The following is a 15,555-nucleotide window of genomic DNA, read 5'->3' on the forward strand; positions in this document are numbered from 1 at the left end:
AGGACCGCCTTTACGCCAATAATTTTTTCTCCAAATTTATTTATATCTGAAAAACACTTTCAAGTATGGCCAATGGGCTGTCAAACTTTATCTCAAAATTGCTTCCCGTGTAATAAAAATTAGGATCGGTGTCTCCATCAAAATGAATGTAAATGTTTGCGATTTCTTCTTTTCCTTTCATAATCATAAGTTTTCCAGTTTCGTCTGAAAAAGCCTTAAAATGTAAGGTGTCAAAAGAGGCTCTGACTGAATCACTACTTTTTCGAATGACAAATCCTCGTTCTCGAAAATAATCTTCAAATTCATCAAGAAATTCCTGTCTTTTTTCTACTAGGGCTGACTGAACATTTTTTTGATAAAGTTCTTGATTGTTTTCTTTCAACTTGAGTAGTTCTTCCTTTTTAAAACTCATTTTTTGTTCTCCTTTGGATTAATTCAAATACAATATAAAATAATGGTACTACTGTTTTCATGAAAAGTGTAGAATTTCTGATTTGAACATTTCAAAATAAAAAAAGGAAATCAACAGAGACACTTCTGTTAGATTTCCTTTTAATCATCTTCACTGAAACTTCTCTGGAAACTGCTTCACAATCCCCTCAGTCAAAATATCCCCCATATGAATCAAATGGGTTTCATTCGTATCGGCTGTTCGAATATCGCCGACCCAGTCGCCTTTTAGCCGATCAAGAACCTCGTCAGTGGTTAATTTCAGGTGGGTATAGAACATTTCGGTTAAGACTTTTTTGGACCAATTCGGGTTTGCGGATGTTAAAAATGGATGAAAGAAATAATCGCTTTTTTCATGGATATTTACTCCTTTATTTATTATTTTTTTCCATTTTAGTATTGATAAATTTTTATTTCTTATGCTCACAATATCCAATGCTTGACCAAACTTTTTTGCAGCAAAATCTGATATAGTAGTTTTTAACGAGGAATAGAAAGGATTTTTAAAAAAATGAAATGTATTTCAATTGATTTAGATGGAACACTCTTAAACTCGGAACATGAGATTTCTGAAGAAAATGAAAAAGTTTTAAACGAATTGAAAGCACAAGGACATGAGCTTATTTTGAACACAGGGCGGGCTTTGGCGGATGTCCTTCAATTAAAGGCTGTACAAAATTTGGAGATTCCTATTTTTTGTATAAATGGTTCTGTTTTGTATTCGCATACTAGAGAAAGGCTGTATGAAGCGACTTTGACGATTTCTACCTTTAATGAAATTCTTCCCATTTTGAAAGGATTGGGCGCAGGCATTCTTGTTTACACCAATCATGGCGGTTTTCCCTCCACCTTGCCTCCATTAAAAGATAAAAGTAAAGAAGATCTCGATACGTTTTTTCAAGAATTCAATTATGATGAAATTCTTGAGCTTGAAAATCTTAAAATCTATAAATTAATTGCTTTGGTGCACCATGACCAACTCGAAAAAGTTGATGAAATAAAAGCGGCGTTAGCAGGAAAATTTCCAATCACAATGGCTTCTTCGTTTCCTAATAATGTGGAAATTACTTCTGGTGATGCACATAAAGGAAAGGCGTTATTACGGTACCAGCAAATGATGGATTTATCTTTTGATGAAATTATTGCCTTTGGTGATGGCGGGAATGACCTTGGCCAATTTGAGGTTGCTAATGTATCAGTTGCAATGGGTAATGCCCCGCTGTATGTTCAACAAAAAGCGGATTTTATTACAAAAACAAATGACGAAGATGGTTTTTCTTATGCGGTTCGGCATTTATTACATTTAACTGACACTCCAGTCGGGCAGCATTAATCCAAAAAGCCTTCACATTCATCAGAATGGAAGGCTCTTTTTTGTTCGGTTAATCTTGAACCATTGCTTTTTGGCGGCATGCTTCAATCGCATCGATCATTAGGTGGTCTAAGTGGTTGGTATCCAACACCTCTAAACCAGCTGCCGTTGAACCGCCAGGAGTGGCTACCTCATCTGCAAGTTCGGCGGGATCCGCATTCGTTTTCAGCATTTCTGCTGATCCTGCTATCATGTTTGCGACAAGCTTTCTTGCTTGTTCTGTCGTGACACCGGACTCCAAAGTGATTTTTTCAAGAGCTTCTGCCACTCGGTAAATAAAGGCCGGGGCGCTACCGGTGACCGCAGTCAGTTCATGAATTTGCTGCTGGGTCACTTGTTCAAATTCACCAATTCCGCTAATCAATGCCTCGATCCAAACCTGCTGTTCTTGATTGACATGTTGACCAAGTGCGTACAAGGTCATCGACTTGCCCAATTTGGCGGCTGTATTAGGCATAATCCATGCTACAGGAGTTCCTTTAGGTAGTTTGGACTCGAGATAGGACGGATCGATTCCAGCTGCAACTGTGATGACCAATTGACCATGAATGAGCTCAGCTAATTCTACAAGAATGGGATCATGGGATTCCGGCGGCATTGCAAGAATGATGATATCCATCTTGCTTACGTGTTGGTGCCAATTATCGGTTGTTTCGACGTCATAGGTTTCTCTTACCTCTTGAAGCCGTTCTTCATTACCATTATTGCCGACAAGTATGGCAAATTTATTCTTGTTTAGTCCTTCAATAAGGGCTTGGGCCATGCGCCCTGCCCCGATAAACAAAACATTTTTCTTATTGTTACTCATTGCTGTTCACCTTGATTTTCTAAATTGAATATGTTGCTTAGCTTACCCAATTTGGCGGATAAATTTTATGAAAAAATACTCTTAATTGCGTCTATTAGTTTTTGAAAGAAATCGGCTACTTTTTGAAAAAATCCTTGGTCCACAGCATTCTCGACCTTCTGTTTAACGTCCTGCGCAAGATGATCGAGCTGAGATTGGACGTTATCAAAATTGATGTTCAGATGGCGCATTTTATCAAACAGGTCAATTAACAGCTGGCGATCTTTATCACTCAGGCTGATGTTCAATGTTTTTAATTTTTCATCAACGATATTGGCAATGTCTTCTTTTGTTGCAGGATGCTGTGCGGCAATTTCTTGTTTAATTTCCGTTAGCAGCTGACTCACTTTATCAGAATCCATGCCATCTTTCTTGGCCAAATTGGTGGCTAAACTTAATTCTTCACTAGCTACTTCCGTTCGATCTTTATTTAGGTTCGTGCCTTTGCCGGTATCATATGCCTTATAAATCCCAACAAGAGCGGAATGTCCACTAACTTTTATTGGAGATGCAACGTCCACTTCGGCATCCTTTACTCCCGCCGTTAACAAGGCATTGGCATACATTTCCTTTGTGACCTCTGTAATATTTTCAGGCGTAACGATATTAACAACAATCCCCTCACCAGAGTCGTCTCTAGTGATTTTTGCAGAGGAATACATATTGGCATGGGCATCCCCTTTAATATAGTTCACAAGGTCTTGTCCAGTTGCTGTAATCTCTCTTACCTGGCTCGGGTCAGTTATATCCAAAAGCTTTCTGACTTCGTCCTTTTGTTCGGTAGATAATTGTGCCCCATACACAACTACCGGTGGTCCGTACTTTTCATTGATGCTGTCATTATCCCCACTTGAGGCTAGAGCAATGCCAGTATTTTTAACTAATAATGTCGTTATCAAGACACCGGCGATGGCTGCCCCTTTTAAAAATCGATTCCATTTCATTTTTAAGTCTCTCCTTTTCCCATAAGTGACCTTGGTCGATAAAACCATATTTCAGAAACCTATTTTACTCTATCATGAGAAGATTTTCATGTGAATAGGTTTCTAGCCGTAAAAATTTCTGGTTTAGCTGATTGGAGAGGCCTTTTCGCCAATTGGGGGCTCCGTATCGCTGATTGACCATTCCGTTTCGCTGATTGAAGCCTGTTTTTCTCTGATTAACTTTCAAAAAAAAGAAAACTCGCCGATTTTAAGCCAGTTCTCCATTAATGGAACAGTTCCTTTACCTCGTAAAAAAAGGTTATCACCAGTAATATCCCGACACCGACATGTTCGGCATCTGGAACAATATGATTTTTTATTTTTGGCAAAAACTTAAAGGTCCTTTTGAAATAGGTATCATAATCCTTTTCTACCGATTTAGGATAGCCTGTAATGTAGGGGATCCACCATGAATATAAATGCATGATAAGGATAATGGTTGTCAAAACAAACCCGATCCACATGCTAATCGGATGATGGATATAAAAACAAATCGCAATGATGACCAACGGCGGATAATTTCCGAAAACCTCTAATTTCCTTAACCGTTTGTCGCGGACCTGAATATCATTGAAAGGATACAAGTTCACAAAATCGATGATAATTTGATAGGCTAAAAAAAGAAGTGGCAAAACTGAATTAATTAAGTGTAAACTCATTGAACACCTCAAATCCACATAATTAAGATAATTTTACCAATTTTTTCTAAAACTATAAATATTTAAATTAACTAAACTTATTTTCCATGGTTTTTATTTTTTCATATAGCTCTTTATTAACAGGAGTGGATACTCCATGTTTTTGCCCCAGCCCCAATACAGCACCCGAAAATAAATCCACTTCACTCATCCGTTTAGCTTCCATATCCTGCGCCATCGAAGGTTTGCCGGTCGGACTTAAGGTCGAAAGAACATCTAACCAATAGTTCAAATCCTCTTCTACTAAGTGGATTCCTTCTTTTTCAGAAAGCTGGATGACCTCTCTCATAGCGGCAATCATTGTGTCTCTAGCTTGTCCTTCTTTCTGAATTTCACTGTAATTACCTTGATAAACGGCAACCGTTTGATTGACACCGACATTCAGCATAAATTTACCCCATTGCCGCCTTTGCATGTTGGGATCAATCTCAAAAGGCACCTCCATTTTTTCAAAAAATTCTGCTACTCGTCTTGTTTTGGATGAAATCACTCCTGGCTCCCGGTCTCCAAAACAAAGCATTCCCATATGATCGTAGGTAAGTTGATTCCCAACCTTAACGGCATCCATCCCTTGTGCCACACAGTATAAAACCTTGTCCATTCCAAAAGATTCTCCGATAATCGCTTCGCTCGAAATTCCGTTTAAGGCTGATAAAATAACGGTATTTTCCCCGATATGATGTTTAACGGCTCTAATTGCATCATCCAATCCGTTAAATTTTACCGCAAAAAGGATTAAATCAGCGGGTTCACAGGGATCTTCAGGTGTAAGATATTGAAATTCACAGCTTTCACCGTTACAAAAAACCCCTTCTTCCATGTACCGTTTAATCCTATCCTTATCGGCAATAATCCGTAAATCCCCTTTTGGCATTTTTTTCGATAAATGGTTTCCAAATAATATCCCTAATGCTCCCAACCCAATGATCGATACTTTCACATTATTTCTCCTCTCTAAAAATTCATTTTCGACTGGCCGCCATCGACATTGATGCTAGTTCCGACAATCCAAGAGGCTTTCTCAGAAGCAAGAAATGAAGCTACATTCGCAATCTCCTCCGGTGTGCCAAATCGCCCGGCGGGAATTTCTTTTTTCACAAATTCTTTAATGTTCTCCGGATCCTCTTCCATCCGTCTTTGCCAATTGGCGCTTTCATGCAAGATACTTCCCGGAGCAATACTGTTGACCCGAATCCCATATGGAATGACTTCATCTGCCAATGACTTTGTGAAACTGATCAAGGCAGATTTTGCATTATTATATGTAACTTTTCCGCCACTTTCTCTTCCGTAAATGGATGTGATATTAATAATCGAACCTGCTTGCTGTTTTTTCATATTTTCGACAGCCAATTTACTTAAATGAATGGCGGAAAAATAATTCAACTCCATCGCCTTGTAGAAGAGATCCATCTCGGTTTCGGTCGCTTTGCCGCCATTGCTGCCACCGGCATTGTTGATAAGGACATCGATGGTTCCGAATTGTTCGATGAAATCGTGTATCAGCTTGATGCGTTCGTCCGCACTTGTTAGGTCTGCTGGAAAAATGGAAACCTTGCCGCCGAGTTCTTCTTTTGTTTTTTCTAATGCATCAAGTCTGCGGGCGGTGATCGCCACGTTTGCTTCTTCTGATACAAACGCCTTGGCAATGGCTTTCCCGATTCCCTTTGAACCTCCAGTAATCAAAATATTTTTATTTTGTAAGTGTAAATCCATTGTAAAGGCTCCTTTTTTAAATTGCGAAAATATTGAACTATTTATATTATAACGGTTTTTTGAGTAAATTTTAAAAAAGCTACTTATGCTTTTACCGGAAAGCTCTTTTTCACTCTTCAAGGGTAATGGAACATCCCTTCAAAAAAATGACACCCCCATTTTCAGGAGATGCCGAGTAAAATCCTATTTCTGATACTTAGATAACTTCGATGTGACCGACCCGGGCTTTCTTTCAGGTGCTTTGGCTTTCAGGCCGGAAGCCCAGGACACCTGAGACTCATATTTTTCTGTTTGCTCCTTATTAACAAGGAATTGCAGCCGCTCTTTGTTCTTTTCAAGCGATTCCTCGAGCGATTTTAGCCGGCCAGGCGGGAAGGAAAGCCCTGCTAGAATAGTTGTCACAGTTGGGTCACATTCCGAAATATAGGTACCTTCAAATAATTCCAGAGGTTCACCAATTTTTTCAAAAACCTGCGGCACATTAATCAGTTTGGATACCGTTTCTGGACCCTCATAAATCAGTCCAGCACGGATGACCCCGACTGTATCAACAGGACAGAAAATCGAATGCGCCCATGAGCGTTGAATTTTGCTAGATACGTCCGCAGATGTCCTCGCATCCGTTACCGTCGCCGAAGAGATGATCGTTACCCCGCGTGTATTCAGAATATTCATCAGATCCGTCTCATCAAAGTTCCCAAAAAACGAGCTCTTTTGTGTCACCTGCAACACATAGTTGATAGCCTCCATCACTTGGCGATTCGAAGAAAGATAGATTTGTTGTTTACTGGATTGCGGGTTCGCCTTACGCATTTGGTCGTTATCGACCAGGAACACTGAAGAAATTCCTTCAATTTTTGAAATCTGTTCAATGCATTCCGCAGCATTAATCCGGTTCCCTGCCAACACATTACGTTCAGGAACAACTGCAATCGCTCCAATGTTAACGCCAGGCAGTTGGTCTAATAAAATATCAATTAACAGCGGGCTCATCCCAGAGCCGGATCCGCCATCCGTTGAGAAGGCAACCAATAATAGTTTGATGTTTTTAAAGGATTTTTTCACAAAATCAACCATTTCGCGATAATGCTCATGAACGGCACGCAAACCAACTGAACGGTCCTGCCCTGCACCATTATATCCAGGGACAAAGTACTTCTTCTCTACTTTCGTGTTGACTACCCCATCACGTTGATTCGTATTAATAAGGGCGGTTTGAAAGCCCAACGTCGATGCTATTTCAGCAATATTTCCACCCGCTTGACCTACACCCAAAATTCCAATTGATTTCACCAAATCGCCTCCTTATCTACTAAAATAATACTCACTTTTTATGAAAATAGACTTGTTCATTGAAAAAAGCTCAATCTCCGAAATATTTTCCACATAAATATTAAAATATTTTGACATACTGATAAAAATAAGGTAAATTAACAAATGTACGAACAATATTTAAATAACTAACATTAATATTCGTGTTTAGGAGTGTAACTCATGGAAAATGTTTTTGATTACGAAGATATTCAATTGATTCCTGCAAAATCGATAGTAAAAAGCCGTTCAGAATGTGATACAACCATAAACTTTGGCGGTCATAAATTTAAGCTTCCAGTCGTACCAGCCAATATGCAAACCATCATTGACGAAAAAATTGCCATCTTCCTAGCGGAAAACGGTTACTTTTACATCATGCACCGTTTCCAGCCGGAGAAGCGGATTGATTTTATAAAAGATATGAAAAAACGCGGTTTAATCGCCTCGATTAGTGTGGGCGTAAAAAATGGAGAATATGATTTCATTCAACAACTAGCAGATGAAAACCTTACACCCGAATACATTACAATCGATATCGCACACGGTCATTCCAACGCCGTGATTGAAATGATCCAACATATTAAGAAACTCTTACCTGGAAGCTTCGTCATTGCCGGAAACGTTGGTACACCTGAAGCAGTAAGAGAATTAGAACATGCTGGTGCGGACGCAACAAAAGTTGGGATCGGTCCTGGTAAAGTTTGTATCACAAAAATTAAGACAGGTTTTGGAACCGGCGGCTGGCAGTTAGCTGCATTGCGCTGGTGTGCGAAAGCAGCAACAAAGCCAATTATTGCCGATGGCGGGATTCGTACTCATGGGGATATCGCAAAATCCGTACGATTTGGGGCAAGCATGGTAATGATCGGTTCCCTCTTTGCCGGCCACGCGGAATCTCCAGGTGAAACCTATGAGAAAGATGGAAAATGCTATAAAGAATATTTCGGTTCCGCATCCGAATTCCAAAAAGGCGAACGCAAAAATGTCGAAGGCAAAAAAATGTATGTGGAGCACAAAGGTAAATTAATCGATACCTTAATCGAAATGGAGCAAGATCTTCAATCCTCTATCTCCTACGCCGGCGGCAACAGGTTAGATGCCATCCGTACCGTGGATTATGTGGTCGTAAAAAATTCCATTTTCAATGGTGATAAGGTTTATTAAGTGAAATGAGCGGGTTCAAATACGAACCCGCTCATTTTTTTAGCCCTCGAAACTATTATTTTTCCAAAAAATGCCTGACAATGTCATTAAACTGTAATAGTACTCTACTAACTGTAATACTAATCTACTCCTGGAGTTCATAGTCATAGAAATAGATAAGAGATTTACAAGTGATGAACTAGATCCAGGAGGGAAAATATGTTAAAGAAATGTATAACCGCCATCACGATTTTGGTTTCACTGCTTTTTACAACCCCAACCTTTGCTTATACCGTTAAAGATGGAGACACCGTGGAGACAATCGCTCAAGACCATTTTTTAACCTTGAAGGAATTAACAAGACTAAACCCGCAAATTGAAAATAATAACGCCATTTACATAGGGCAATACATCAATACAATTAAGCCTAAACATAAAGTGGGGGAACCCCTTCAGATAGGAAAAAACACCAATACAGCCGAACCCGAATACATAACGAAGGCAGACTTAAAAATTAGACAAGCTATTCGCAAGTCGAAACCGAAAATAAATACAAAAAGCACACCCAAATCAATGGAAATCTCCGCTTACGAAAAAGATTTACTAGCTAGGCTTGTCAGGGCTGAAGCTCAAAATGAGCCATTTAATGGTAAAGTGGCAGTTGCTTGTGTGGTCCTGAATCGTGTAGAAAGTAAAAAGTTTCCAAACTCTATTAGTTCCGTGATTTATGCTAGAGGCCAGTTTCAGCCTGTTTTAAATGGTCAAATCAATAAACCCACTGATAAGGAATCTTTGAAAGCAGTGAATGAGGCTTTGAGGAGTAAACGGGATTTGGTTGGCAGTTCTTTATTTTTCTATAATCCCAAAATTGCGCAAAGCAGATGGTTGGATACCCGTCCCACCACACTAGTAATTGGTCGTCATGTTTTTAAAAAATAAAAGGACCTCCAAATAGAGATCCCGTTTGTTCTATGAGCGAACCTCAGAGAACTTTGGTATGCGGATCAGTAATCCCGTTACGGCAATCACGATTAACACTGGAATTAGCCATCCGAGACCGTTCTCATAAAAAGGTAAAGCCCTATTATAAAAATCAATAATCGGTGCGAGCCAGCTAAAATATTCGATATTCAGAAGCTGGCACAGGGTTTTAAATCCATCGATAATACTGATCAACAACGTGGCTGCAATTGCTGTTACATAAACCATCTGCGAGTGCTTGAATAGTCTTGACGTAAAAGTCAAAAGCATCAACACCACGGCTAAGGGGTAAAGAAACATTAAAACGGGTATAGAAAAATTAATGATATTGGATAATCCAAAGTTCGAAATCACAAAAGACACCAGAGAAAAGAAAACAACCCATGCCCTGTAACTTAACTTTGGAAGCAGCCCATGGAAATATTCTCCGCAGGCTGTGACCAACCCGATACTTGTCGTAAGACAGGCCAAGATGATAATTACCGATAACATGACCGTTCCTAACGTTCCAAAATAGTAATAAGCTGCTTTTCCAAGGACAGGTCCGCCTGTATCAAACAAACCGAACCTTCCTGTGCTGGAAGCCCCTAAATAGGCAACCCCGGCATAAATAATTCCGAGAAAAACTACCGCTACCAGTCCGGACTTTGCGGATGTAACAAGGACTCCCCGTGCAGAGGTAACCCCCATGGAACGAATCGCATTGATGACGATTATTCCAAAAACGAGGGACGCCAGCGCATCCATTGTGTTATACCCTTCCATGAAACCTTTTAGGAATGCTCCGCTCGAATACGTCTCTTGCGGTTCCCCGATCGGACCTAATGGTTTTACAATTACCATGAATAATAAAACTAGGATTAGGACAATGATAGCAGGTGATAAAATTTTCCCAACATTGTCGACAATCTTTGCTGGATTTAAAGAAAACCAAAGGGTTACCGCAAAAAAGATGAGCGTAAAGATAAAAAGTCCAATATGGCCATAGTTTTTGCCAACAAACGGTGCAATCCCAATGTCGTACGCAACGGCACCCGTCCTCGGCGCGGCGAAAAACGGCCCAATTGTTAAATAAAGCAATGCGGTAAAAATCACCCCATAGATTGGATGAACCCGGCTTGAGAGCTCCTGAAGGTTTTTACTTCCTGAAAAACCCATCGCCAAAATCCCAAGGAATGGCAAACCGATTCCGGTAATCAAAAAGCCCGCGATCGCTATCCAAACATGAGATCCTGCATTCTGCCCTAATGATGCTGGAAAAATTAAATTTCCCGCTCCAAAAAATAAGGCAAAGAGCATCACACCAATAACGAAATATTGCGAAAATGGTAACTTGTTTTGCATAAAAAAGCTTTTCCTCCTATGTTTTACATCGATTGATATTTTAAAATATCATTTAAATTTAGTATATTAGCAAAATAATCTTACTCTTCTTGTACGTGAAATGCAACACAAACTCACGATTTTTTATACAATTCAAAAAAGTCACTCCCAGATCTTGAAAAAAAAGTAAGAAGAAAGAGGACACGGTTCCCCCCCGGTCCTCCAGATTTATATAGCGTCATTTTCTTTTGAGCTTGGAGAATTTCCCCCAAGCTGTTTTTTTGCTATGAACGTAAAACCTTTGTTTTCAATGAAATAGGCGTTTCTTTCGCCAAAACCTTTTCTGTCATATAGATTGGAAATATTACCGTAATCGTCGTCCCCTCATTCGGGACACTCTCGATCTCCAGCTTCCCTTTCATCATATGAATCGTCTTCACCGCCACCATTGACCCCAGCCCGGTCCCCTTTTCCTTACTACTGTAATAAGGCTCACCAAAACGGTTAATTTGTTCCTTGGTCATTCCCATACCCGTGTCGCTTACCTTAATGGTTAATTCCTTTTTATTTAAAAAGGTGGTAATTTCGAGTTCTCCACCATTGGGCATGGCCTCAACCCCGTTTTTCATGATATTTAAAAAGCATTGCCGGAAATAATTCGCATTCCCGAGCACTGAACCTGGTGCAAGCTGATCCTTTATTTTTACTGAATTCATGTTTGCCCATGGCTTCAGAATTTCAATAATATTTTTGATTTCACGTTCAACGATAATCATTTCAACTTTTTCCGTTGACGGTTTTGCAAAGGCTAAATAGTCACTAATAATCGATTCTGCATTATTTAGTTCTCTCACCACATGTTCAATATATTCCTCTTTTTTATCCTGCGATAAATTAGCGTCTTTAAGCAGCTCGATAAATCCTTTTACCACAGTTAATGGGTTGCGAACCTCATGAGAGATACTGGCTGCCAGCTGGCTGACAACCTCCATTTTTTCCAGCTTCACCATTTTGGACCTGACATGAATCGTATCCATTAGTAACTCTAACAGATAGACGGCAAAAAATACGACCAAGGGAGGAACAAGGATAAAGTAGAAAACATAGGCTTCGGTTACTTTAAAAAACTCAGAAATCATAACGGCCATATAAGTTGTAATGATTTCCAGAAATAAGGTAATCAAAGCAGAAGAGAACAGCTTTTTCTTTTTATTCAATCGATTGAACTTTGTGGAAAAAAGGGCAGTGGCAATAAAGATGACGACGTAAACAATAAGCGTCAATAAATTAAACCCATAAATGGCAAACCGGCTGATCAATAAAAGGATCAACAGGGCAGCACCCGTCGGCCAGCCGCCGAATAGGGTTCCAATAAACAGCGGAATTTGTCTTAAGTCATGTACACAGTACTGATCAATATAGATTGGGAATTTCATACATAAAATAATCGGTAAACTCATGCAAGCAGTAAGCAGGATTTTCTTATACTTTTTAAGCTGACTCACATTATCATATAAAACAAAAAACATGAGAATACTAACGATAATATAAAACAAGTTATCTAAAACATTATGATTGATATAAACGAAGTGCATCGTTGCATACTCCTAACTATGTTGGTTAGAGCGTCTTATAAATTATACAACAAGAAGGGGTATGCAAAAAGAGATTTCTACTATAATGGTGTTCTTAAATAGTTCCAATCTTATATTTAATATTTTTTTCTTACCAAAACTCCATTTTTGTATTATTTTAAATATAGAATACGAACTTTAGGAGTGTGTTACATGAATACAATGTTTATTGCCGGACATGCAAAATTACCATCAGGTATGGCAGCTAGCAGTTTGTTTGAAACGTTAACGATTACAGCAGAAATCGATAATCATTATGGGGTTATTGTGGATGCTGCCTGCACCCTGGCAACTGATCACGGCAATGATTATATTGCTAGACTCTTAAAAGGCCATAGTCTTCGTCATGGAATTGACAAACCACTCGATGATGTAAAAAGATTTTACAATGGAAAAGCAGCCAATGCTCTAATTGCTGCGTTAAAAGACTTATATAAACAATTTGAATCGATTAAAAAATAAGCGTTTTTACGAAAATATGGAATTTTTTTAATGTAAAACGCTAGATTGAAAGCGGCTTTAAGTCACACACTAAAACCCCGGAGGTTACTCACTCTCCGGGGTTTTAACGATTAAATTTAATTATCCTTTTTTCACTGTTTCCCTTTCAAATGGCCATGCCGGCAGAGGGTTATTTAAAGGTTTGTCCTCCCGATATCCAAGAACGTATTCTGCTTGCATGATAGTATGGATCTCTCTAGTCCCTTCATAGATGACCGGTGCTTTTGAATTTCTAAGGAAACGTTCAACCGGATATTCACTCGAATATCCATAAGCACCATGGATTTGTACCGCATCATCTGCGGCTTTATTCGCGAAATCACAAGCCTGCCATTTTGCTAGCGATGTTTCTCGTGTATTTCGAACACCTTTGTTTTTGAGTTCCCCTACACGATAAACTAATAATCGGCTCATTTGTAAACCTGCTTCCATGTTTGCAATCATTTGTTGAACCAATTGGTGTTTGCCAATTTCTTTCCCAAATGTCTTCCGTTCATGACAATAATTCACGCTCTCTTCCAAAGATGCCATGATTAAACCAACGGCACCAGCCGCAACCGTAAAACGTCCATTATCAAGAGCAGCCATGGCAATTTTGAAGCCCTCGCCCTCTTCACCTAATCGGTTCTCTTTTGGAACCCTTACCTGATCAAAGAATAATTCTCCTGTATTACCAGAGCGGATTCCTAATTTCCCTTTGATGGCACGGGATGAAAACCCTGGCATCGTTCTTTCGACGATAAACGCAGATATTCCATGATGTTTCTTTTCCTTATCCGTATAAGCAAATACAATGAAGTGATCGGCAACGTCGCATAAAGAAATCCATGTTTTTGAACCGTTTAGTATATAGTCATCCCCATCCCGAACGGCAGTAGTTTGCAGTGAAGCTACGTCTGAACCCGCACCTGGCTCTGTTAAACCAAAGGCTCCTATTTTTTCACCCTTCGCTTGCGGAACAAGGTATTTTTGTTTTTGTGCCTCTGTTCCCCATTGCAATAAAGTTAAACTATTTAAGCCGGTATGAACGGATACCGCTGTACGAAAGGTTGTATCTCCTCTTTCCAGTTCTTCACAAACAATGGCCAGTGCATTATAATCCATGCCGCTTCCACCGTACTCTTCTGGAATACAAACACCCATAAAGTTTAAATCACTTAAGCGCTTCCAGATCTTCGGATCAAAGGCGCCTTTTTCATCCCACTCTCTCATATTCGGAATAATTTCTTTATCTACGAAACTTCTAATCATTTTTCTTAACATTACTTGCTCTTCTGAAAAATTAAAATTCATTGTAAACACTCTCCATTTTTCGTATTTTAAATAATTTTTTTCTGAATCAATTGCTGAATTTTTTCAGGAGTATACCCTGCTTCTTGCAGAATTTCGATTGTATGTTCACCTGCTATAGGCGGGTGCCTTTCTAATTTCGTACTTGTCCTTGATAGTTTGATCGGAGATCCAACAAGTTTTACCGGACCTGCCTCTGGATGATTTATTTGAACAACCATATCACGTGCCATTACCTGCGGATGGTCAAAAACTTGATCCATGGTTTGGATCGGGCCGCAAGGGATATTATTTTGTGAAAATAATTCCATCCAATGGTGCGTAGGTTTTAATTGAAGCTTATTTTCCAAAATTTCGGTTAGCTCCATCCGATTCTCTACCCTCGCTTCATTTGTACGATATTTTTCATCTTTCGCTATTTCAGGAATCTCCATTGCTTCACATAATGCGGTAAACTGTCGGTTATTCCCTACCGCGATAATGATTTCGCCATCCATTGTATTAAATATCGAATAAGGTACAATATTTGGGTGGTCATTTCCAAGCCTTTGCGGAACATTACCAGAAATCAGATAATTGCTGGCTACATTTGCAAGCGAGCTAACCGCAGCATCCATAAGCGACATATCAATTTTTTGTCCCATTCCGGATCTCTCTCGTTCTAACAGGGCTGCTTCAATGGAAATAGCTGAATATAATCCTGTAAGAATATCAACCATTGCCACGCCAATTTTAAACGGGCTGCCATCTTGATTTCCCGTTATACTCATCATTCCGCTCATTCCTTGGATTATATAATCATATCCGGGAAGATGGCGATAAGGGCCTGATTCTCCAAATCCAGTGATTGAACAAAAGACTAATTTTGAGTTTATTTTTTTCAATGAATCATAATCCAGTAACCATTTTTCCATCGAGCCAAATTTAAAGTTGTGAATCAGCACATCCGCCTCTTTGGCAAGTTCTCGGATAATGTCCCTGCCTTCGTCCGTTTTTAAGTCAACAGTCAGGCTGCGTTTATTCCGATTGGTACATAAATAATAGGCACTTACGCCATTTTGAAAAGGAGGTCCCCATCCTCGTGTTTCATCACTTCCACCGGGAGCTTCGACCTTTATTACATCTGCACCTAAGTCAGCTAAAATCATTGTGCAGTAAGGTCCCGCAAGCACTCGCGTTAAATCCAATACTTTAATTCCTTCTAATGCACCGCTCATGTTTTCCTCCTCCCTTTTTTTGAAAAAAATCATTTTTTGCATACAAAAAGCCAGTCCTTTCCACCCAAAATGGTTAAGGACTGGCT

General features: G+C 39.4%; 15 protein-coding genes and 1 pseudogene. 4 read left to right on the top strand and 12 right to left on the bottom strand.

Going from position 1 to position 15,555, the window contains the following annotated elements:
- Nucleotides 1–40: 40 nt before the first annotated feature.
- Both J2Y67_RS08165 and J2Y67_RS08170 read right to left on the bottom strand, forming a co-directional pair.
- A complete protein-coding gene (locus J2Y67_RS08165) occupies nt 41–412 on the bottom strand; it encodes a hypothetical protein (RefSeq protein ID WP_310172701.1) in 372 nt (123 codons plus the stop codon).
- A 150-nt stretch (nt 413–562) separates the two neighbouring features.
- Nucleotides 563–778: pseudogene (locus J2Y67_RS08170) on the bottom strand (glycosyltransferase); the annotation flags it as partial.
- Between the two features lie 183 nt (nt 779–961).
- Between J2Y67_RS08170 and J2Y67_RS08175 the strand changes: the two are divergent.
- On the top strand, nt 962–1,783 hold the full coding sequence (locus tag J2Y67_RS08175) for an HAD family hydrolase (RefSeq protein ID WP_310172703.1): 822 nt from the start codon (nt 962–964) through the stop codon (nt 1,781–1,783).
- 49 nt (nt 1,784–1,832) lie between these two features.
- On the opposite strand, the gene proC is transcribed toward J2Y67_RS08175, so the two are convergent.
- The 6 genes from proC to J2Y67_RS08205 form a co-directional block, all read right to left on the bottom strand.
- Nucleotides 1,833–2,630 (bottom strand): pyrroline-5-carboxylate reductase, encoded by a 798-nt coding sequence (gene proC / locus J2Y67_RS08180; protein ID WP_310172704.1) that lies wholly within the window; start codon nt 2,628–2,630, stop codon nt 1,833–1,835.
- 65 nt (nt 2,631–2,695) lie between these two features.
- A complete protein-coding gene (locus tag J2Y67_RS08185; RefSeq protein WP_310172706.1) occupies nt 2,696–3,613 on the bottom strand; it encodes a DUF1002 domain-containing protein in 918 nt (305 codons plus the stop codon).
- 263 nt (nt 3,614–3,876) lie between these two features.
- The gene (locus J2Y67_RS08190; RefSeq protein ID WP_310172708.1) at nt 3,877–4,311 is read right to left on the bottom strand and encodes a hypothetical protein; all 435 of its coding nucleotides are present in this window, start codon (nt 4,309–4,311) and stop codon (nt 3,877–3,879) included.
- A 67-nt stretch (nt 4,312–4,378) separates the two neighbouring features.
- A complete protein-coding gene (locus tag J2Y67_RS08195; protein WP_310172710.1) occupies nt 4,379–5,290 on the bottom strand; it encodes a ketopantoate reductase family protein in 912 nt (303 codons plus the stop codon).
- A gap of 14 nt (nt 5,291–5,304) precedes the next feature.
- Complete coding sequence (locus J2Y67_RS08200) at nt 5,305–6,066, bottom strand: SDR family NAD(P)-dependent oxidoreductase (protein WP_310172713.1); 762 nt, start codon at nt 6,064–6,066, stop codon at nt 5,305–5,307.
- Between the two features lie 183 nt (nt 6,067–6,249).
- A complete protein-coding gene (locus tag J2Y67_RS08205; RefSeq protein WP_310172715.1) occupies nt 6,250–7,359 on the bottom strand; it encodes an FtsZ/tubulin family protein in 1,110 nt (369 codons plus the stop codon).
- Nucleotides 7,360–7,560: 201 nt separating this feature from the next.
- On the opposite strand from J2Y67_RS08205, the gene guaC reads away from it, so the two are divergent.
- Nucleotides 7,561–8,544: a GMP reductase gene (gene guaC / locus J2Y67_RS08210; protein WP_310172718.1), complete on the top strand. Its 984-nt coding sequence runs from the start codon at nt 7,561–7,563 to the stop codon at nt 8,542–8,544.
- 198 nt (nt 8,545–8,742) lie between these two features.
- Nucleotides 8,743–9,462, top strand: coding sequence for a cell wall hydrolase (locus J2Y67_RS08215; RefSeq protein ID WP_310172720.1), 720 nt, complete (start codon nt 8,743–8,745; stop codon nt 9,460–9,462).
- 30 nt (nt 9,463–9,492) lie between these two features.
- Here J2Y67_RS08215 and brnQ read toward each other — a convergent pair whose 3' ends face one another.
- Entirely contained in the window at nt 9,493–10,848 is a 1,356-nt protein-coding gene (gene brnQ, locus J2Y67_RS08220; RefSeq protein WP_310172722.1) for a branched-chain amino acid transport system II carrier protein, read from the bottom strand.
- Nucleotides 10,849–11,111: 263 nt separating this feature from the next.
- Nucleotides 11,112–12,422, bottom strand: coding sequence for a HAMP domain-containing sensor histidine kinase (locus J2Y67_RS08225; RefSeq protein ID WP_310172725.1), 1,311 nt, complete (start codon nt 12,420–12,422; stop codon nt 11,112–11,114).
- A 192-nt stretch (nt 12,423–12,614) separates the two neighbouring features.
- On the opposite strand from J2Y67_RS08225, the gene J2Y67_RS08230 reads away from it, so the two are divergent.
- Nucleotides 12,615–12,923: a DUF3870 domain-containing protein gene (locus tag J2Y67_RS08230; protein ID WP_310172727.1), complete on the top strand. Its 309-nt coding sequence runs from the start codon at nt 12,615–12,617 to the stop codon at nt 12,921–12,923.
- A 120-nt stretch (nt 12,924–13,043) separates the two neighbouring features.
- Here J2Y67_RS08230 and J2Y67_RS08235 read toward each other — a convergent pair whose 3' ends face one another.
- Together J2Y67_RS08235 and J2Y67_RS08240 are read right to left on the bottom strand one after the other, a co-directional pair.
- Nucleotides 13,044–14,255: an acyl-CoA dehydrogenase family protein gene (locus J2Y67_RS08235; RefSeq protein ID WP_310172729.1), complete on the bottom strand. Its 1,212-nt coding sequence runs from the start codon at nt 14,253–14,255 to the stop codon at nt 13,044–13,046.
- Nucleotides 14,256–14,281: 26 nt separating this feature from the next.
- Nucleotides 14,282–15,469 carry a CaiB/BaiF CoA transferase family protein gene (locus J2Y67_RS08240; RefSeq protein WP_310172732.1) on the bottom strand — a complete coding sequence of 396 codons (1,188 nt, stop codon included), beginning with the start codon at nt 15,467–15,469 and terminating at the stop codon, nt 14,282–14,284.
- Nucleotides 15,470–15,555 lie beyond the last annotated feature (86 nt).

This window comes from Neobacillus niacini (genome assembly GCF_031456445.1).
Taxonomy (GTDB): domain Bacteria; phylum Bacillota; class Bacilli; order Bacillales; family Cytobacillaceae; genus Neobacillus; species Neobacillus niacini_I.

What these genes read in the sequence shown, in the direction of transcription:
- J2Y67_RS08240 (WP_310172732.1), bottom strand. Translation starts at nt 15,469, where the DNA reads ATGAGCGGTGCATTAGAAGGAATTAAAGTATTGGATTTAACGCGAGTG.
- J2Y67_RS08215 (WP_310172720.1), top strand. Translation starts at nt 8,743, where the DNA reads ATGTTAAAGAAATGTATAACCGCCATCACGATTTTGGTTTCACTGCTT.
- guaC (WP_310172718.1), top strand. Translation starts at nt 7,561, where the DNA reads ATGGAAAATGTTTTTGATTACGAAGATATTCAATTGATTCCTGCAAAA.
- J2Y67_RS08225 (WP_310172725.1), bottom strand. Translation starts at nt 12,422, where the DNA reads ATGCACTTCGTTTATATCAATCATAATGTTTTAGATAACTTGTTTTAT.
- J2Y67_RS08165 (WP_310172701.1), bottom strand. Translation starts at nt 412, where the DNA reads ATGAGTTTTAAAAAGGAAGAACTACTCAAGTTGAAAGAAAACAATCAA.
- J2Y67_RS08200 (WP_310172713.1), bottom strand. Translation starts at nt 6,066, where the DNA reads ATGGATTTACACTTACAAAATAAAAATATTTTGATTACTGGAGGTTCA.
- brnQ (WP_310172722.1), bottom strand. Translation starts at nt 10,848, where the DNA reads ATGCAAAACAAGTTACCATTTTCGCAATATTTCGTTATTGGTGTGATG.
- J2Y67_RS08175 (WP_310172703.1), top strand. Translation starts at nt 962, where the DNA reads ATGAAATGTATTTCAATTGATTTAGATGGAACACTCTTAAACTCGGAA.
- proC (WP_310172704.1), bottom strand. Translation starts at nt 2,630, where the DNA reads ATGAGTAACAATAAGAAAAATGTTTTGTTTATCGGGGCAGGGCGCATG.
- J2Y67_RS08235 (WP_310172729.1), bottom strand. Translation starts at nt 14,255, where the DNA reads ATGAATTTTAATTTTTCAGAAGAGCAAGTAATGTTAAGAAAAATGATT.
- J2Y67_RS08190 (WP_310172708.1), bottom strand. Translation starts at nt 4,311, where the DNA reads ATGAGTTTACACTTAATTAATTCAGTTTTGCCACTTCTTTTTTTAGCC.
- J2Y67_RS08185 (WP_310172706.1), bottom strand. Translation starts at nt 3,613, where the DNA reads ATGAAATGGAATCGATTTTTAAAAGGGGCAGCCATCGCCGGTGTCTTG.
- J2Y67_RS08230 (WP_310172727.1), top strand. Translation starts at nt 12,615, where the DNA reads ATGAATACAATGTTTATTGCCGGACATGCAAAATTACCATCAGGTATG.